This window comes from Cobetia sp. cqz5-12 (assembly GCF_016495405.1).
Taxonomy (GTDB): Bacteria; Pseudomonadota; Gammaproteobacteria; order Pseudomonadales; family Halomonadaceae; genus Cobetia.
The window spans coordinates 219102-237768 of sequence record NZ_CP044522.1 but is presented as its reverse complement, the minus strand read 5'-3'; the positions used below and the strand labels follow the sequence as shown (position 1 = coordinate 237768).

The window sequence follows — 18667 nt, the reverse complement described above, 5'->3', positions numbered from 1 at the left end:
CCATGCGGGCAGGCACGGCGTGGGGTGGCGAGAAACGCAAAGCGTCCGGAATTCCGGTCACTGACCGAATTTCCGGACACTTTGACCACTCATTGGTGGTAGGAGGGTGACTTGCTCCTCGATCAGGGCGTTTCGGCCAACAGCCCATGCCGGTTGAGCTTCTCGTAGAGCGAGGACTTGGCGATGCCGAGCTGACGGGCGGCGCGGGTGCGATTGCCCTCGGCGGCGCGCAGCGCGTTCTCGATCAACTGGCGCTCCGCACGGGCCATCGCCTCACGCAGCGTGGCCGGCGTCGTGTGCGCTTCCCGAGCAGTTGTGGACGACTCGGACGCTGAAGCGGCTGTGGACAAGTCGCTTTGAGGGGTAGCGGCGTGCCGGGCATCGCCATGCCGGGAACCGATGGCATCCGGCAGATCGGTCGGCTGGATATGGCTGCCGCCGAGATAGAAAGCGGCTTCGAGGACGTTTTCCAGCTCGCGCACGTTGCCGGGCCAGTGATGCGCGCACAGGCGCTCGAGGGCGGCGGTAGAAAGCATCGGCGGACGACGGCCACTACGACGCGCCAGGCGTGACAGCAGATGCGTGGCCAGGGTCGGCAGATCATCGCGGCGCTCGCGCAGCGGCGGTACCTGCAGTGGCACCACGTTGATGCGATAGAAGAGATCTTCACGGAATTCGCCGCTCTCGACCAGCGCTTCCAGCGGGCGATGCGTGGCGGCGATGACTCGCACATCGACGCTGACCAGCCGTGTCGCGCCAACCGCCTCGACCTCGCGGTCCTGCAGCACGCGCAACAGCTTGGCCTGCATCGCCAGTGGCATGTCACCGACCTCATCGAGAAACAGGGTGCCGCCATCCGCGAGCTGGAACTTGCCCGGCTTGCCGCCGCGCCTGGCGCCGGTGAAGGCGCCTTCTTCATAGCCGAACAGCTCCGCTTCCAGCAGCGCTTCGGGAATCGCCGCGCAGTTGAGCTTGATGAAGGGCCCCTTGGCGCGCGCCGAGCTGCGATGCAGCGCATGGGCATACAGCTCCTTGCCGGTGCCGGACTCGCCACGGATCAACACCGAGGCACCGCCGGGGGCGATCTTGCGCACCTTGCAGGCCAGCTCACGCATGGCGGGTGAGTCGCCGATGATGTCACTCAGCTGCCAGCGGGCACCGTTGGGGGTTTCCAGCGCCTGACGGTAATAGTCCACCTCCGCTTCCAGCGCTTGAACCTGAGCATTCACCTGCCGCCATTCCCAGGTGTCGTGATAGAGCACCGAGCCGATGGCGCCGATCAGCTCGCCATCGCGGAAGATGGGGTAACGGTGGGCAATCATGTGGTGGCCACGAATCAACTGCAGCTGGGCCAGCTCTGCGCGGCCGCTTTCCAGCACCTCGTGCATGCGGGTGTTCTCGATCACCTCGCTGACATCGCGCCCCAGCACCTCGCTGGCCTCCACCCCGAGAAACTCGGCATAGGGCGCATTCAGAAACTGGATACCGCCCTGGGCATCCACCACCACCACCCACTCCTCCACCGCATCCATCGCGGCTCGCAACAACTCGCGACGCGCCCGCTCGACATGAATCGAGGTGGCAGGTGAATCGTTGCGCAGCGGGGCAGCCGCCTTCGCTCCACCCGCCGCGCCTGACACTGGCATCTGCTGAGCCATCACCGACTCTCCCTTGGCGTGTCCGGTCATCGTGGGTAGCCATCATGCCGCCACCGACACCCGCCGGATCTGATTGTTATGAGCCGCGCCATTCCGCAGCCAGCGTCCGGAAAACCGGACACCATCCACAGCATCGGCCTACCGCCGCCAAGGATCAACGTAGCCAGTGGTCGTAGGGGGCTCGGTCATCGTATTTTTAATACATATCAGCAATACTTATACCACCTTACTAATGCATCAATGCCTAATCGATCAAACAACAGAGGACGAATCAAAATATGCAAAAGAAACGAAGGTCACTAAATCAAGTGAAAGAAGATATCTCCATTAGAGTCCTTAGGGAAAAACTTCCCAAGGAATGGGTCGTTCATACATATGGAGCAGACTATGGGATAGACTGCGTAATAGAACTATTTGATTTCGTCGATGATGATCAGAAGACTACTGAAACTCTTGGTGAGAACTTTTTTGTTCAACTTAAATCTTCAGATTGCATAAGCTACACTACGAGAAGAGTCTATAGTCGTGGTAATGTTTCGAAGGGGGCCTTACATGAAAACAAAGATGACTACAAAGAAATAGAAGTTGCAAAGTTCCAGTTAGATATGTCAGATATATTGACAATTCAATCGATGGGCATCGCCATCCCAGTATTACTTATACTTGTTGACACTAATACTGAAAAGTCTTTCTTTGTATGCCTCAACGATTATATAGACAAAATTCTAATACCCGAAGATCCTTCTTATTTTAAAAAAACCTCAAAAACGATATATATCCCTACGGCAAATGAAATACTGGATAACGAAGATTCACTCGTAGCTTTTCGCGCATATGGTAAGCGCTCTAAAATGTACGGAGCCTTTTCATTATTTAACTATCAACTCAAAGAAATTTTACGCCTACAAGGCGTCGCTGCTTCACCACACTTAATCTCTTTCGAAGACACCATTAGCATGATTAAAACTTTCACCACAATTTCTTTGAAGCAAGACATATGGAGCGGTCATGAATTTTGGCAACCAATACAATGGTCTCACAAAGAGCTTATAGAACTGGAGAAAGCCATAAACGAAGGTATAGACCCAGCTGAGAAAGAGCAGTTTCTAGAATACTGCTCTCATTATATATGGCATCGACTAACCAACTTATCGAATATGTATGAAGAGTTAGTTAGAGAGTGGTTTATGCCATCGTACCTAGCACTGCTTACTTCATATCCTCCTGAAGAAAAAACCAGCACCTAGAGGGATAAATACAAGCAGCCCCCACATGAGGCTAGGCTCATATGGGGGTATAGCTCATGCATCTACTACATCAATAAACTTCTCCACATTAAGTTATAACTAAAACTTAGGCGTTAATGCGCTTCTTCCCAGTTGTCGCCTTGCTCGACTTCGACGAGCAGCGGGACGTCAAGGGAGGCGGCGTTCTGCATGCGCTGGGCGACGTCTTTCATGAAGTCTTCGACCTGCGCTTCGGCGACTTCGAAGACGAGTTCATCGTGTACCTGCATGACCATCATGGCGTCGTACGCCTTGTCACCGTCATTGCCCGCCAGCCAGGCGTCCACGTCTATCATGGCGCGCTTGATGATGTCGGCGGCGCTGCCTTGCATCGGGGCGTTGATGGCGGTGCGTTCGGCGGCGCTGCGGCGCGCGTGATTGCGCGAGCCGATTTCCGGCAGGTAGAGACGACGGCCGAAGATGGTCTCGACATAGCCCTGCTCGGCGGCGAGATGGCGAGTGTCTTCCATATAGGTGGCGACGCCCGGATAGCGCTCGAAGTAGCGCTCGATGTAGGTCTTGGCCTGGCCGGGGTCGATATCCAGCTGACGCGAGAGGCCCCAGGCGGACATGCCATAGATCAGTCCGAAGTTGATGGCCTTGGCGCTGCGACGCTGGTCACTGCTGACCTTCGCTTCCTCGGTGCCGAAGACTTCCGCCGCGGTGGCGGCGTGCACGTCGCGATTGTCGGCGAAGGCCGAGAGCAGGCCCTTGTCACCGGAGAGGTGCGCCATGATGCGCAGCTCGATCTGCGAGTAATCCGCCGCGACGATGCGATAGCCCGGGCGTGCGATGAAGGCCTGACGAATGCGACGCCCCTCTTCGCTGCGCACCGGGATGTTCTGCAGGTTCGGGTCTGACGAGGACAGACGCCCGGTGGCAGTGACGGCCTGATGGTAGCTGGTGTGCAGGCGACGCGTGGTCGGGTTGACCAGCTGCGGCAGCTTGTCGGTGTAGGTGCTCTTGAGCTTGGTCATGCCGCGATGGCGCATGATCAGCTTGGGCAGCGGGTAGTCCAGCGCCAGCTCCTCAAGCACGGCTTCGGCGGTGGACGGCGCACCCTTGGGGGTCTTCTTCTTGACCGGCAGCTTCTGCTCCTCGAAGAGGATCTCGCCCAGCTGCTTGGGCGAGGAGAGATTGAACTCGCGGCCCGCCAGCTCGAAGGCCTGCTTCTCGATGTCGTGGATCTGCTCGGTCAGCTCACGGGTCTGGACGTGCAGGCGCTCGGGGTCGATCGCGACGCCGTTGCGCTCGATGCGCGCCAGCACCGGAATCAGCGGGTATTCGTAATCACGTAGCACCTCACCCAGACGCCCCAGTTTCTCGATGCGCGGCATCAGCAGCGCGGCGAGGCGCAGGGTGATGTCGACATCCTCGCAGGCATACGGCATCGCCTCTTCCAGCGCGATCTGGTCAAACGTCAGCTGCTTGGCGCCCTTGCCGGCGATGTCGGTGAAGCTGATGGTGCTCTCGCCCAGATACTTGAGCGCCAGCGAGTCCATGTCGTGACGGGTCGCGGTGGAGTTGAGCACGTAGGACATCAGCATGGTGTCGGCCAGCGGGCCGGCCACCGCGATGTCATAGCGCGCCAGCACCTCGATGTCGTACTTGAGGTTCTGGCCGATCTTGGTGATGGCGGTATCGGCGAGAATCGGCGTCAGCGCCTCCAGCACGGCCTGGCGATCCAGCTGCGCGGGGGCATCCAGGTAGCTGTGGGCGACGGGGATGTAGACGGCCTCGCCGACCTCCAGCGCCATGCCGATGCCGACGATCTCGGCTTCCATGTAGTTGAGGCTGGTGGTCTCGAGGTCGAAGCACAGCGAGGTGGCGTTGCGCACGCGCTCCAGCCACGCGTCCAGCTCTGCCTGCTCGGTGATGGCGCGGTAGTTGCGCTCCTCACGCGGCGGCAGCGCCTCGGGCATCTCGTCCTCGTCACCCGCCGCATCCAGCTCAGGCGTCGGTGCAGCGGCGGCCTTGCCCTTGGCGGAGGCCTTGTCCGCGACCGGCGCGATGCTGTCGCCGAACAGATCACCACCGGCGACCCCGCTGTCCTTCTCGTCGGCGTGCGGCGTGGCCGCCATGTCGCCGCCTTCCAGCAGCTCCTTCAGCCAGGCCTTGAACTCCATCTCGCGGTAGAGCTCGACCAGCGCGGCGGTGTCCGGCGCGGCGATCGCGAGGTCATCCAGGCCATGCTCCAGCTCGCAGTCCAGCTTGATGGTGGCGAGACGATAGGAGAGATAGGCATCCTCGCGATGCGCTTCCATCTTCTTGGCCAGGGTCTTGGCGCCGCGGAAGCTGAGCGTCTTGATGCGATCGAGGTCACCGTAGATGGTGTCAAGACCGCCGCCCATGCCCTGCAGCAGGCCCAGTGCGGTCTTCTCGCCCACGCCCGGCACGCCGGGGATGTTGTCGACCTTGTCGCCCATCAGCGCGAGAAAATCGATGATCAGATTGGGCGGAATGCCGAACTTCTCGGTGACGCCGTCCACGTCCAGCGTCTCGTTCTTCATGGTGTTGACCAGCGTGATGTGCTCGTTCACCAGCTGGGCCATGTCCTTGTCGCCGGTGGAGATGACGGCGTCACGTCCGGCCTCGGTGGCCAGTCGCGCAAGAGTCCCGATGACGTCATCGGCCTCGACACCTTCCACGCACAATAGCGGCAGGCCCAGCGCGCGCACGCAGGCATGCAGCGGCTCGACCTGCAGGCGCAGGTCATCGGGCATCGGCGGACGCTGGGCCTTGTACTCGGGGTACATGTCATCGCGGAAGGTCTTGCCCTTGGCGTCGAACACCACCGCCATGGGACTGTCCGGATACTGGCGAATCAGGCTCTTGAGCATGTTGATCACGCCCTTCACCGCACCGGTGGGCAGGCCCTTGGAGGTGGTCAGCGGCGGCAGGGCGTGAAAGGCACGATAGAGGTAGGAAGATCCATCGACGAGAACGATCGGCGTGGCGGCCATGAGCAGTCGCATCCGTAGGCTGAAGGGTGAGCTTGGGGCAAGCAGAGTCGGGGCCGAAACTCTCTCGGCATCTATGGCTGTCATGATACGCAAGGGCTGCGGCGAGGCACAGTCACGACATGGCCTGCGCGCCTGGCTCGCGCTCAGCGAAATCGTGCATGCCACCGGCAAGAGTCGTAAACTGCGCCCATCAGGCAGGCATCGGGTATCACGCCGCATCGCCCGCCTTCAGCACTTCCGCGCACCGCACCTTGCGTCCAGGAGATTTCTCATGCGCACGACTGCTTCCCTTGTCCCGTCCTCCCTGCTGCGTCTGCCCACGCTGCTGGCTACCGGGCTGCTGCTGGCCATCACCGCCCTGAGTGCGCCGCTGGCCGTCGCCGAGAGCGAGGCCCCCAAGCCGCAGATCACCAGTCGTCAGCAGGATGATCGCCAGCTGCGCGAATACCGCGTCAATGGCCATCTGTACGCCATCGAGATCATCCCCCGGGGCGGCAAGCCGTTCTTCCTGCTCGACAGTGACGGCAACGGCAACTTCATCAAGTCCAGCGTCACCAGTGCCAGCCAGTTCAAGGTACCCGGCTGGGCACTGAAAAAGTGATAAGCTCGGCATCTGGTTCACGCGACAGCTGAGCCAGCAGTGACAGGCATCGCGCCCGCGGCATATCTCTTGCCCCCGGGCGTGACGGCATCCTTCCTGCATACCTACAACAACTCCTGTCAGCGCATTGCCGCCGCGTCGGTCCAGCGGCGTGCCACTGATGGGGCGGACACATTTCGGCGAGAAGAGTCACCCATGGCAGTCTTTACCCCCCTGAGCGAGGCTCAGGTCGCAGAATTTCTGGCAGAGTACGATGCAGGCACGCTGACATCGCTTGAAGATGTCGCCCACGGCACCGAGAACTCGACCTTCTTCGTCACCACCGACCGCCGTGAGATGGTGCTGACCCTGTTCGAGCAGGGCGAACATGCGGAACTGCCCTTCTTCGTCGAGCTGCTCGACTTCCTCGCCGGGCACCAGCTGCCGGTGCCCGGCCCGCTGCACGACCGCGACGGCCAGGCGCTCAAGGTACTGGCAGGCAAGCCGGCGTTGCTGTTCCCGCGTATGCCGGGCAACTGGCCCGTCTCGCCCAACGTGGCCCAGTGCCGCGAGATCGGCGCGGCGCTGGGGCGCATGCATGCCGTCTCTCAGCACTTCACCGGCCACCGCCCCAACACCCGTGACCTGCATTGGATCAAGCCGATGCACCACAAGGTGCTGGCCTATCTGAGCCCGGAAGACCAGGCGCTGATGGCCGACGAGATCGATGTCTGCGAAGACGTCTTCAGTGGTGTCGAGCTGCCGCAGGGCGCGCTGCATGGCGATCTGTTCCGCGACAATACCCTGTTCGACGGCGATCGCCTCGGCGGCATCATCGACTTCTACAACGGCTGCACCGGCGACCTGATCTTCGATCTGTCGATTCTGGTCAATGACTGGTGCTCCAACGACGATGGCCGTCTGGATCAGGCGCGTTATGACGCCCTGCTCGGCGCCTATCTGGCCGAGCGCCCGCTGAACGCTGACGAACGCCGTCTGTGGCCGAGCATGCTGCGCATGACCGCGCTGCGCTATTGGCTGTCGCGCCTGCTGGTGGTCTACGTGGACCCGCCCGCTCACAGCCTGACGCCGAAGGACCCGGCACAGTATCGCCAGTTGCTGGGCCGGCGCATCGAGGAAGGCGCCCTGCCACTGCCCGACGCCACCCAGCCGGCCTGAATGCCCACGCGAGTGGCAAAGCGATTGCCTGCGCCTCCCCAGCAGGCATAATGCGCCCCCTGAGCGCCCGCATCCGTGCGGGCGCCATTGTCTTCTCCGACGCTGCCCATACCGCTGAGCACCGCCGGGCTTGCCTTCACGCCGTCCATCTCCGGAGACCGCGATGACCTCCTTTGCAGCCGAAGCACGCCGCACCTACAACATTGACCAGTGGGGCAGCGGCTATTTCGACGTGGGCCAGGATGGCCTGACGCTGGTGCGCCCGCATGGCGAACCGGGTACGCCTGCACTGCCGCTGATCTCGCTGATCGACAAGGCCCGCGCCCAGGGCCTGCGCCTGCCGCTGCTGGTTCGCTTCGCCGATATCCTGCATGACCGTGTCGAGCAGCTGTGCGCCGCCTTCGATGCCGCCATCAGCTCGCGCGGCTATGGCGCCAGCTATACCGCCGTCTATCCGATCAAGGTCAACCAGCAGCGTCGCGTGGTCGAGGAACTGCTGGCGACCAGCGAGCGCTCGCGCGGGCGTGTCGGCCTGGAAGCGGGCAGCAAGCCGGAACTGCTCGCCGTGCTGGCACTGTCGGACAACGGCCCGTCGGTCATCGTCTGCAACGGCTACAAGGACCGCGAGTACGTGCGTCTGGCGCTGATGGGCGAGAAGCTCGGCCATCGCGTGCATCTGGTGGTCGAGAAGGCCAGCGAGCTGGAACTGGTGCTGGAAGAGGCCGAGCGTCTCGGCGTGCGGCCGCGCATCGGTCTGCGCGCGCGCCTGGCCACCATCGGCAAGGGCAACTGGCAGAACACCGGCGGCGAGAAGTCCAAGTTCGGCCTGACGGCGAGCCAGATCGTCGCGCTGGTCGAGCGCCTGCGCGACGTGGATGCGCTGGATTGCCTCAAGCTGGTCCACTTCCACCTCGGCTCCCAGATCGCGGACATCAGCGACATCCAGCGCGGCCTGGCCGAGTGCGCACGCTTCTATCAGGGGCTGCATGAAGCCGGTGCCGGCGTGGAAATCGTCGATGTCGGCGGTGGCCTGGGCGTGGACTACGAAGGCACGCGCTCGGAAAGCGCCTGCTCGCTCAACTACTCGATGCGCGAATACGCCGACTATGTGGTCGGGGCGTTCCACGCGGTGTGCGAGGCGCATGATCTGCCGCATCCGCACATCATCTCCGAATCCGGCCGCGCCCTGACCGCACATCACGCGGTACTGGTGACGGACGTGATCGGCGAGGAACGTGTCGACCTGCCGCTGCCCGCACTGCGCGAGGATGATACCCAGATCGCCGCACTGTGGGCCCAGGCCGCGCGACTGGAAGGTGCGCTCGAGCCACGTGAGCTGGTGGAGATCTACCACGCCGTGGTGCATGCCCAGCATCAGGTGCAGGAGCGCTTCGTGATGGGGCTGGCGAGCATCGCCATCCGTGCCGAGGCCGAGGCCATCTACACCAACGTGTGCCGCAGCCTCGCCGGACGTCTCGATGCCCGCCAGCGTTCGCACCGCGCGGTGCTCGATGAGCTCAACGAGAAGCTGGCCGACAAGCTGTTCGTCAACTTCTCGCTGTTCCAGTCGCTGCCGGACATCTGGGGTATCGAGCAGATCTTCCCGATCCTGCCGCTGACCGGTCTCGACCGCGCGCCGACACGGCGTGGCGTGATCCAGGACATCACCTGTGACAGCGATGGCCGCATCGATACCTATGTGGATGATCAAGGCCTGGATGCCACCCTGCCGCTGCCGGAGTGGCATGCCGATGAAGAGAAGCTGCTCGGCTTCTTCATGGTCGGCGCCTATCAGGAAATCCTCGGCGATCTGCACAACCTGTTCGGCGATACCGATTCCGTGGATGCCAGCCTCGATGACGACGGCCAGTGGCAGCTGTCCCATGCCATCCAGGGCGATAGCGTGGCGCAGGTGCTGCGCTACGTGAACTTCGACCCGGAGCAGTTGGCGGCCCGCCTCGCACGTCAGCTCAAGTCATCCAATCTGAATGCGCTGGAACAGGCGGATCTGCTCGAGGACCTGAAGGCAGGCCTCGACGGCTACACCTATCTGGAGAGCTGAGCTAGAGACTCGCCTGCAAAAGAAAAGCCCCTGCCGATCTCCCGGCAGGGGCTTTTTCGTGTCTTGCACAAGCGCCTTCAGTCACTCATCGCGACTCATGGCACTTTCACTGAGCATTTGTCTACGAGTGCTGGTCGACGAGCACTTTTGACCAGGCGTCAGGCCACGCTGCGAGTGCGTGTCTCGACACGCAACATCTCACCGCTGCCATCCGGGGCGTCCAGCGCGAGTGCCAGCACCTGATCCGGATTCAACTCGCCGACGCCTTCCGGCGTGCCGGTCAGCACCACGTCGCCGGGCAACAGGGTGAAGCTGTGACTGATCTCGCTGAGCAGACGCGCAATCGGGAACAGCATCAGGCTGGTATCCGCCTGCTGGCGCTGCTCACCGTCGATGCTGAAGCGGTAATGCAGTGCCTGGAAATCGACATCGTGCAGCGCACCATCCGCATCACGCCAGCGCGGCCCTTCCAGCGCCACGAAGGCGGAGAGCGGGCAGCTGCCATCGAAGGCCTTGGCCAGCTCCCATGGCTGGCCCTTGGCCTTGAGCTTGCTCTGGCGCTCACGCAGGGTGAGGTCCAGCGCCAGCCCCATGCCGGCCAGTGCTTCCAGTGCCTCTGCTTCGCTGGCTTCGCACAATGGCTTGCCGATCAGCAGTGCCAGCTCCGCCTCGTAGTGATACTGACCACGGCGCTTCGAGATCGCCAACGGCTTATCCATCGGAGCCACGCTAGTGGCGGGCTTGATGAACAACAGCGGCTCGTTGGGCACTTCATTGCCTAGCTCCGCGGCGTGGGCTGCGTAATTGCGGCCAACACAGACCACCTTGCCGAGGTCATGAGCGAAGACGCGACCATCGCTGAAACGCGGGGTGAAACGCTGAGCAAGCGGCATGCAGAACTCCTGTCGGGGCGTGATGGAGGATCAATGAAAGATGATCGGTGAGAGATGTCTCAATCTTACGTCGCCCCGCCAGCCTGCCACTACCACACCAACGTCCGAGATTTCGCCGCCTGAGCGCAACCTGGCGTTGTGCAATTCAGTCCACTGACCTGCTCAATCCTGCGGTCTTTGGGTCTTTCGGCCTTTCGCTCGCTCACATCAGCGATCTGTCACGCGCGGCTCATTTCTCCAGTTCATCCCAGCCACCATCGAGACGGTGCGCGAGAAATTCCGGGCGCGGACGCGCGGCGGCAAAAGGCGCCTGCATCGCGTTGTCGACACGATTGTAGACGAAGAAGGCGTTGCTTCGCGGATCCGGCGACATGTTGGCATTGGAGCCATGCAGCGTATTGCAGTCGAACATCAACAGACCACCGGCGGCACCGGTCGGTGCTTCGATACCACGCTCGGCGATCAGCTCACTCAGTGCTTCGCGCGAGGGCACGCCGACCTTCTGGGTCTGCAGGGATGACTTGTGGTTGTCATCCGGCGTCTCGCCCAGGCAATGCACGAAGACTTCATGCGAGCCGGGAATCAGCATCAGCGGACCATTGAAGTGGTGATTGTCGGTCAGGATGATCGAGGCGCTGACCGCGCGCATTTCCGGCATGCCATCCTCAGCGTGCCAGGTCTCGAAGTCCGAGTGCCAGTTGAAGCCCTTGCCCTCGAAGCCCGGCTTGTAGTTGATGCGCGACTGGTGGACATAGACATCACCACCGAGAATCTGGCTCGCGCGGCTGGTCAGGCGCGGATCTTCCGCCAGCTTTCGGAAGCGCTCGGACAGGAAGTGCACGGCGAAGATGGAGCGAATCTCGCGGCTCTTGGGCTCGGTGATGGTGAAATCACGACCCTGCCACTCTTCGTTGTCGAGCAGCGCTGCCAGCTCGGTCTTCAGCGCCTCGACTTCCTCCGGTGCCAGGAATTCCGGCTCGAACAGGAAGCCATCGCGCTCGAAGCGCTTGAGCTGCTCGGCGCCCAGCGGCCCCTCATCGGCACGCGAGTGCACGACGGGCTCGCGGCGCTTCTGCCACAGGTGCTGCGGCGGCTGGCTCAGGCGCGTCGGATAGGCGTCTCGCGAGTGATCGGACCCTCGATCACTGCCCGACTTGTCGAGATAGGCTTCCGGCGCCTGATCACGGTCGGCATTGGTCTGACGGGCGTCCAGCTGCTGATTGGAGGCTTCTGCAGCGGCGCTGACGTTGCCACCATCGGTCTGCTCATGTTGGCGTTGCTTGGACGAAAGAGCAGAAGCGGCGTTGTACGAGGTCATATGGCGTGAAGCTGTCATCATGCTCTCCTTAAGGCATCAATGTCTTGCATTGAGGAAAGTGGAATCTGGCGTTCTAGCATGCGGCTTGCCCGCACTGTCCCACCTATGGGCCATACAAGAGACTTCAACCCCAAGATTCATGAAATAAGCATAGAGATCTGATCCGCAAGATCGTTAAAAGACCATCCAATCTCATATCACTCCCGCCATCACCCTTCTCAAGAAAACATGAGGCTGCCTGTGCCTCGCGGATGACAAATTCCTTCAGTCATCACCTCTCGCCAGTCCCGACTCATCCTGTCGCCACAAATGCTCATCTTCCGTGAGACAACCGGCTTAATCAGCGACTCATCACTGGCACCACGCCCGTGGTATTCCCCCTCACTTCGCTTCGCCATTTGCAAAACGCATCGCACGCAACATTGCGCATTAATGCGTAAGTGTCTGTGAAATATTGTGAAATTGTTTGGCACGTTTCGTGCCCCTTTGAAAGCACGGCAGAACAACTGATAGAGACATATCAGAGAAAAATAACGGCGCAGGATCATGCGTCACACCAGGGGAACTTCCAGCATGTTTAAGCCACGGATATGCATGGCCGCTTGCATGGCCACAGTGCTGGGGGGCTGCGCAGCTGTCGAACCGAAATTCGACAATGTCGAACCGGTCGTAGGGCCACCAGTCACCTCAAACAATACGCCATATAGCGAATGCCTCGTATCACTCAGCCGGGTGCAAGGTGCCACCAACCTGCCTGTCATCGCAGTGGGCCAGGTGACGGACAAGACAGGCCAACGCAGCTACTCCACCGTGACAGAGAGCGCTGCCGTGACCCAGGGCGTATCCGAGATGCTGATCAGTGCCCTCTACAAGACTCGCAAGGTACATCTTACCGAGCGTCTCGATGTACGAGTCCCGCTGGCAGAGCAGCAACTTTTCGAGCAGAAGGCGCTGGCTTACGCCCCCCGAAACCTCGCGGTACTGCCTTCGCATTTCGTGGTTCTCGGTGCACTGACAGAACTCAATTACAACATTTCAAGCGGCGGTTCCCGCCTGTTCGTCAGCGGAATCGGGGCCGGACTGCGCACTGCGGTCATCAACGTCGGCCTGGACCTGCGCATGGTCGATATCCGCACCTTCCGCACCGTCTATGTCACCAGCCTGCAGAAGCAGGTGGTCGGTTACGAAGTCGAAGCCGGCATCTACCGCTTCTTCGGCAATCAGTTGATCGAGTTTGATTCCGGCGCAGTGCGCAATGAGCCATTGCAGCTGGGCGTGAGATCAGTCGTGGAGATGGGCGCGTACCAGCTTCTGACTGAAGGCCTGGGACTTCCTGTACCTGCGGGACAGGAATGTGCATTGCACCCGGGACAGCATGTTGCAGATGACAATAGCAACACGCAGCAAGTGGCCGCAGCCAATACCAGCAGCAATACAGCAAGTGGCAATGAAGCAGTCGCAACACCGTTGCAAGCAGCACCCGCATCAGAAGTACCGGCAGCATCCAGCGCAGCACAATAAGTCAACATTCATGAGGAACATGACAATGACTACCTATAACAAGCTCGCAGTCGCCATCGGTCTCGTAAGCGGCATGATGATGGCAAGCCAGGCGCAGGCCTTCGATAAAGTGGACTGGGACTGGGATGGACAGGTAAATACCGATGTGGATATTGATGTCTATATTGATCCGAAAATCAAAGATCCAGGTGGCTTGGTGATGATCGAGAGCTTCCAGAAGCAGATCGGAGATGTCAGCTCCGAAGCCATCGTCAGTGATGTCAGCTACGGCGCTGCAGAAGCAGGAACGCCGAGCATCGATCTGCTCGACAGTACGAGCTCCAGCTCCTTCGCCATTTCAGGTGCCCACTCAAGCAAGCATGGCTCCAGTGCTTCCGCCGCGGCAGCAGCAGCGGCAGAGGCCAGCGTCGATGTCTACGTGACCTATGAAGGCTCGACCCCCAATCCTGACATCACCAAGCTCGAGTCCCTGGAGAATGCCGCCACTTCGGTGGGCAACAATGTCTCGGTGGATAGTGATGCCATGGTCAACCTGCACAATGAGCAGTTCTTGGCAGGCTCTGGTGGCTATTTCTTCTACCCGGGCACGGCTGAAGTCGAATCCTTGGCCAAGGTCGACAACATTCTCAACCTGAGCGTGGACAATGCCGCGACCTCCGTGGGCAACAATATGTCGGTCACTCTGGATAGCACAGATATCGATAGCGCCCTGATTGCCGACAATACCCAGATGAGCTTCGCCAACATCAGCTCAACTGCCAAAGTCAGCAACATCACTCTGGATCTGCCGCCGGCAGGCAGCTTCGATGGCCCGGTCATCAACAATGCTGCGACCTCAGTGGGTAACAACATGTCCGTCTCCGTCGGCCCCGTTACTCCGTAAATCCTCAGCAGGCAACCAACACACGCGGGGCGACCCGCGTGTGTTTCAGTACCTGCCGACGAAAGACATCTTCACGCATCAGACACTGCATCTTTCACAGATCGAAAGGAGCAAGACATGAATGCTTTTACACGTATCAGCCTGGGGGTCGTCAGCGCGGGATGCCTGCTGGCCACGACTGCCAGCGCCAACTCGCTGATGGGGCCCTTCCCCTACGACTTTCCGGCACGCAGCGCAGAAACCGCCCTGATCCTCTACGAGAGCAAGAAGGCCGGCAGCCTGGGGGAAGGGTCCGATACCAATATCGGGGAATATACCCTCAATACCGGCAGCAGCACCTCGATCGGCAACTGGCAACAGATTCAGCAGACGCTCAGCGATGGCTCTACCGGCACCATCGATGGCACTGCGGATCAATCCGCGGATGGCAGCTCTCAGACGTCGTCAACTGACTTCACCATTACCCACAACAACGAAGATGAGGAGGAAGACGCCCAATGATGCACTGCTCGGGACAGTCATCAGCGGGAAGACAGACCGTCAGATACCAGAACTCACCCTTTCAGCGTGAGTAGAGAGTTGGTCAGCCAGGCAAGCGTCGAGACTGAGAAGTCTGCCACTCAGGGGGAGCGGAAAAAACGCACTAAAAGCCGCCATGATCATCTCGCACAAGTCATTAACCTCTATATGGGTACTCGATAAACCCCCAAAACGAACACTCAACGCTGGAGAATCCAGACTCTCCGGTGAGGCTGTCACCAGAAGCAGCCCGACAATTATTCTTTCGCAGCCCGCCCGCACGAAGCGCAGGCAATGCAGAAAGACCAGCAGCAAGGGAACAACACTCATGACCGCACTGAAAGCTCATCAGGCTGCATCATCGGCTACTGCATTGAATCTGGCTGACGATATCTCCACTACCTCGCGGGTAAGGGAACTACCGGTAAAGCGACCTCGCGGTTTTGGGGAGTTTATCGGAGACTCATCGGCCATGCAGACGCTCTATCGCACTCTCATCCAGGTCGCCCACTCGGACGCTCCCATCTTCATCACCGGCGAAAGCGGCAGCGGCAAGGAATTGTGTGCCACTGCCATTCACCGCCATAGCCCGGTACGTGACGGCCCGTTCATCGCCGTCAATTGTGCCGCCATTCCGGCAGAGCTGCTGGAGTCGCAATTGTTCGGGCATGTGCGTGGGGCCTTCACGGGGGCCGTGAGCGCCCAGCAAGGGCTCGCCGTGGCGGCAGATGGGGGGACGCTGTTTCTCGATGAGATCGCGGAGCTGCCGCTGCCCTTGCAGAGCAAGCTGCTGCGCTTCCTGCAGACGGGGCAGGTAATGCCGGTGGGCGCCACGCGCACGGTAGAGGTCAATTGCCGCATCGTGTGCGCCACGCATCAGAACCCGCGGGTACTGGTCGATACCCACCGCTTCCGGGAAGACCTCTTCTATCGTCTGCACGTCATCCCGCTGAAGGTGCCGCCGCTGCGCGAGCGCGGTCAGGATATCCTGGAGATCGCCACCGGACTGTTGGGGCGCATGGCAGGCCACGAGGGCAAGCGCTTCACACGACTCAGTGCGTGCGCCGAACGTCAGCTGCTGGCCCATGACTGGCCCGGCAACGTGCGAGAGCTGGAAAACACGCTGCGGCGCGCCATCATCCTCAATGATGGTGAGGTGCTGACGGCCGACATGCTGGATCTGCCCTCCAGCACGGCGCATCGCACGTCGGTCAGCACCAACGCGTCGGAGGACAGCGAGACAACGTTGCGCCCGCTGTGGATGGTGGAACGCGAGGCGATCGAGAGCGTCATCAGCGCCTGTGATGGCAGTATCCCCCGCGCTGCGGCGATACTGGAGATCGCGCCCTCCACCATCTATCGCAAGCGCCTGAGCTGGCTGGCGATGCACCCGGAAGAGCCCACCTCGCACTGAGATGAGCGCTGGCTTGCGGTATACCAAGCCGCCGTCCAGACCTTTACTCCAGACGCAGAAAAGCCACCCCGAAGGGTGGCTTTTCTGTTGGCTGCCGAATTCATCCTGCGACTTCATCAACTAGCCAGAATTGGCTGGGGTACCAGGACTCGAACCTGGGAATGCCGATACCAAAAACCGGTGCCTTACCACTTGGCTATACCCCAATTTGGTGGCCAGAGACGGAATCGAACCGCCGACACGGGGATTTTCAATCCCCTGCTCTACCAACTGAGCTATCTGGCCAACCTGAAGACACAAAAAAAGCCGCCAAGGCGACCTCTATATCGTGTGTTCTTCGCTCATCTACAGAAGCCTGAAGATGGTGCCGGCTAAAGGAGTCGAACCCTCGACCTACTGATTACAAGTCAGTTGCTCTACCAACTGAGCTAAGCCGGCACAAAGAACTCATGATATGAGTCTTCTTACTACGTTACTGCATGTCAGCTGGCTGGGGTACCAGGACTCGAACCTGGGAATGCCGATACCAAAAACCGGTGCCTTACCACTTGGCTATACCCCAACACTTGGTGGCCAGAGACGGAATCGAACCGCCGACACGGGGATTTTCAATCCCCTGCTCTACCAACTGAGCTATCTGGCCCTTGCCAACGAGGACGTATTAAATAGAAAACCTTTCCCGACGTCAACCCTTGCTTATCAAGAATTTGGCGTCGTAATTCGCCTTCCGCCGTCCTCGCCGTCCACTCAGACTTCGTAGCCCTGTCCGCCCTGCGATTCACCCTTGGCGGCGGCATCCGTCGGCACGAAACCTTCGGCCTGGTCCGTCTCTTCGTTGTTGAAGAAGCGGTCCATCTGCTCCATCAGATAGCGACGGCTGTCGGCATCCATCATGTTGAGGTGCTTCTCGTTGATCAGACGCGTCTGCAGTGCCTGCCACTCTTCCCATGCCTGCTTCGAGACGTTGGACCAGATGTCCTGGCCCTTCTCGCCTGGCAGCGGCGGAAAATCGAGACCCGGCAGGTCCTGGTCATACTTGCGGCAATGTACGGTGCGCATGGGTAACTCCGTAAGAGAACTGGATGTCAGTGCGGATGAGCGTCGAGCCTTCGCCAGACGCCTTTACTGTTGCCTCATTCTCGCACGCCTGGACCGCTTTGCCCCAGACGTACGGCCGATGCCGACACCGACAAGGCCTCACAGGCCGAACAGATCATCCGTGCAGCGCGCCAGTAGCGCCTTGACCGGCGCCGGCAGGCCCACGGCATCCGGCGCGGCGGGGTCGACGAAACGACGGTCTGCTCCGTGTTCGCTGACGCCAGCCTCTGCCGACGGCGTCAGTTCCGCCGCTCCCAGCTGGACCGGCTGTGGCGTGATGGTCAGCCGGAAGTGGCTGAAGACATGCTCGAAACTCGCCAGTGGCGCCTCCAGATGCGCGCCGCGGGCTTCGCGGGCGACCCATTCGCGCGCGGCCTCACGGTCCTCGACCAGTGGCGGCGCCCACAGGCCGCCCCAGACCCCCGTCGGCGGACGGCGCTCCAGCAGGATCCTCCCCGCTTCATCGCTGACCAGCAACATCAGCGTCTGACGCGTCGGAATGGTCTTCTTCGGCTTGCTCTCGGGGAAGCGCTTCTCTTCGCCACGCGCATGCGCCACGCAGACTTCCTCGAAGGGGCAACGCGCGCAATCCGGCTTGCTGCCGCGCGTGCACAGGGTGGCGCCGAGATCCATCATCGCCTGGGTCCAGTCCGCCAGCCGCACCTGCGGCGTGTAGCGCTCCGCCAGCGTCCACAGTTTGCGCTCCACCGCCGGACGCCCCGGCCAGCCTTCCACGGCATGCAGGCGTGCCAGCACGCGCTTGACGTTGCCATCGAGAATCGGCGCCCGCTGTCCGGTGCTGATGCTGATGATCGCCCCGGCGGTCGAACGCCCGATGCCCGGCAAGGCCGATAGTGCCTCGACACTCTCGACCGGGAAGGCACCGTCGTGCTCATCCACGACCTGCTGAGCGGCCTTGTGCAGATTGCGCGCCCGCGCGTAGTAGCCAAGGCCCGTCCACAGGTGCAGCACGTCATCGATATCCGCCGCCGCCAGCGCCGCGACATCCGGGAAGCGCTCCATGAAGCGGGCATAGTACGGCAGCACCGTCGCGACCTGGGTCTGCTGGAGCATGATCTCCGAGACCCACACGCGGTACGGCGTGGTGTTCTCCTGCCAGGGAAGATGCTTGCGGCCATGCTCATCGAACCAGTCGAACACGCGCGCCTGAAACGCCTCGGGGCTCAGGGCGATATCTTCGAAGCCGGGCGTGGCGTGGCTCTCGGGAGCTGTCACGTCTGGCGTGGCAGCAGTGTCAGGTCGCGCCATCAAAACTTCCTCTGCTCGCGCCAT

General features: G+C 60.9%; 14 protein-coding genes and 5 tRNA genes. 8 read left to right on the top strand and 11 right to left on the bottom strand.

The window, feature by feature from the left end; genetic code table 11:
- Nucleotides 1-122: 122 nt before the first annotated feature.
- Nucleotides 123-1658, bottom strand: a complete 1536-nt coding sequence (locus F8A90_RS01100) for a sigma-54 interaction domain-containing protein (protein ID WP_233593388.1) — start codon at nt 1656-1658, stop codon at nt 123-125.
- 278 nt (nt 1659-1936) lie between these two features.
- Here F8A90_RS01100 and F8A90_RS01095 point away from each other — a divergent pair, with 278 nt between their 5' ends.
- The gene (locus F8A90_RS01095; protein ID WP_200018503.1) at nt 1937-2905 is read left to right on the top strand and encodes a DUF4365 domain-containing protein; all 969 of its coding nucleotides are present in this window, start codon (nt 1937-1939) and stop codon (nt 2903-2905) included.
- A gap of 113 nt (nt 2906-3018) precedes the next feature.
- On the opposite strand, the gene polA is transcribed toward F8A90_RS01095, so the two are convergent.
- Nucleotides 3019-5907 (bottom strand): DNA polymerase I, encoded by a 2889-nt coding sequence (gene polA, locus F8A90_RS01090; RefSeq protein ID WP_200018501.1) that lies wholly within the window; start codon nt 5905-5907, stop codon nt 3019-3021.
- Between the two features lie 271 nt (nt 5908-6178).
- Here polA and F8A90_RS01085 point away from each other — a divergent pair, with 271 nt between their 5' ends.
- The 3 genes from F8A90_RS01085 to speA all read left to right on the top strand — a co-directional run bounded on the left by F8A90_RS01085 (nt 6179) and on the right by speA (nt 9728).
- A complete protein-coding gene (locus F8A90_RS01085; RefSeq protein WP_200018499.1) occupies nt 6179-6508 on the top strand; it encodes a DUF2782 domain-containing protein in 330 nt (109 codons plus the stop codon).
- Nucleotides 6509-6703: 195 nt separating this feature from the next.
- Complete coding sequence (locus tag F8A90_RS01080) at nt 6704-7666, top strand: homoserine kinase (protein ID WP_166019627.1); 963 nt, start codon at nt 6704-6706, stop codon at nt 7664-7666.
- Nucleotides 7667-7829: 163 nt separating this feature from the next.
- A complete protein-coding gene (gene speA, locus F8A90_RS01075) occupies nt 7830-9728 on the top strand; it encodes a biosynthetic arginine decarboxylase (RefSeq protein ID WP_200018496.1) in 1899 nt (632 codons plus the stop codon).
- Between the two features lie 158 nt (nt 9729-9886).
- Here speA and F8A90_RS01070 read toward each other — a convergent pair whose 3' ends face one another.
- Nucleotides 9887-10621 carry a fumarylacetoacetate hydrolase family protein gene (locus F8A90_RS01070; RefSeq protein WP_200018494.1) on the bottom strand — a complete coding sequence of 245 codons (735 nt, stop codon included), beginning with the start codon at nt 10619-10621 and terminating at the stop codon, nt 9887-9889.
- Nucleotides 10622-10850: 229 nt separating this feature from the next.
- Nucleotides 10851-11957: an ectoine hydroxylase gene (gene thpD / locus F8A90_RS01065; protein ID WP_325096934.1), complete on the bottom strand. Its 1107-nt coding sequence runs from the start codon at nt 11955-11957 to the stop codon at nt 10851-10853.
- Nucleotides 11958-12545: 588 nt separating this feature from the next.
- On the opposite strand from thpD, the gene F8A90_RS01060 reads away from it, so the two are divergent.
- The 4 genes from F8A90_RS01060 (at nt 12546) to F8A90_RS01045 (ending at nt 16276) form a co-directional block, all read left to right on the top strand.
- Nucleotides 12546-13460: a CsgG/HfaB family protein gene (locus tag F8A90_RS01060; RefSeq protein ID WP_233593387.1), complete on the top strand. Its 915-nt coding sequence runs from the start codon at nt 12546-12548 to the stop codon at nt 13458-13460.
- A gap of 19 nt (nt 13461-13479) precedes the next feature.
- A complete protein-coding gene (locus F8A90_RS01055; protein WP_200018490.1) occupies nt 13480-14343 on the top strand; it encodes a hypothetical protein in 864 nt (287 codons plus the stop codon).
- Between the two features lie 117 nt (nt 14344-14460).
- Nucleotides 14461-14844, top strand: coding sequence for a hypothetical protein (locus F8A90_RS01050; RefSeq protein ID WP_200018488.1), 384 nt, complete (start codon nt 14461-14463; stop codon nt 14842-14844).
- Between the two features lie 154 nt (nt 14845-14998).
- Entirely contained in the window at nt 14999-16276 is a 1278-nt protein-coding gene (locus F8A90_RS01045) for a sigma-54 interaction domain-containing protein (protein WP_325096933.1), read from the top strand.
- A 131-nt stretch (nt 16277-16407) separates the two neighbouring features.
- On the opposite strand, the gene F8A90_RS01040 is transcribed toward F8A90_RS01045, so the two are convergent.
- The 7 genes from F8A90_RS01040 to mutY all read right to left on the bottom strand — a co-directional run bounded on the left by F8A90_RS01040 (nt 16408) and on the right by mutY (nt 18643).
- A tRNA-Gln gene (locus F8A90_RS01040) sits at nt 16408-16482 on the bottom strand.
- Between the two features lie 3 nt (nt 16483-16485).
- Nucleotides 16486-16561: transfer RNA gene (locus F8A90_RS01035), tRNA-Phe, on the bottom strand.
- Between the two features lie 77 nt (nt 16562-16638).
- A tRNA-Thr gene (locus F8A90_RS01030) sits at nt 16639-16714 on the bottom strand.
- A gap of 49 nt (nt 16715-16763) precedes the next feature.
- Nucleotides 16764-16838, bottom strand: a tRNA-Gln gene (locus F8A90_RS01025).
- Between the two features lie 5 nt (nt 16839-16843).
- A tRNA-Phe gene (locus F8A90_RS01020) sits at nt 16844-16919 on the bottom strand.
- A gap of 104 nt (nt 16920-17023) precedes the next feature.
- A complete protein-coding gene (locus F8A90_RS01015) occupies nt 17024-17335 on the bottom strand; it encodes an oxidative damage protection protein (RefSeq protein WP_166019622.1) in 312 nt (103 codons plus the stop codon).
- A 138-nt stretch (nt 17336-17473) separates the two neighbouring features.
- Nucleotides 17474-18643 (bottom strand): A/G-specific adenine glycosylase, encoded by a 1170-nt coding sequence (gene mutY, locus F8A90_RS01010; RefSeq protein WP_200018485.1) that lies wholly within the window; start codon nt 18641-18643, stop codon nt 17474-17476.
- Nucleotides 18644-18667 lie beyond the last annotated feature (24 nt).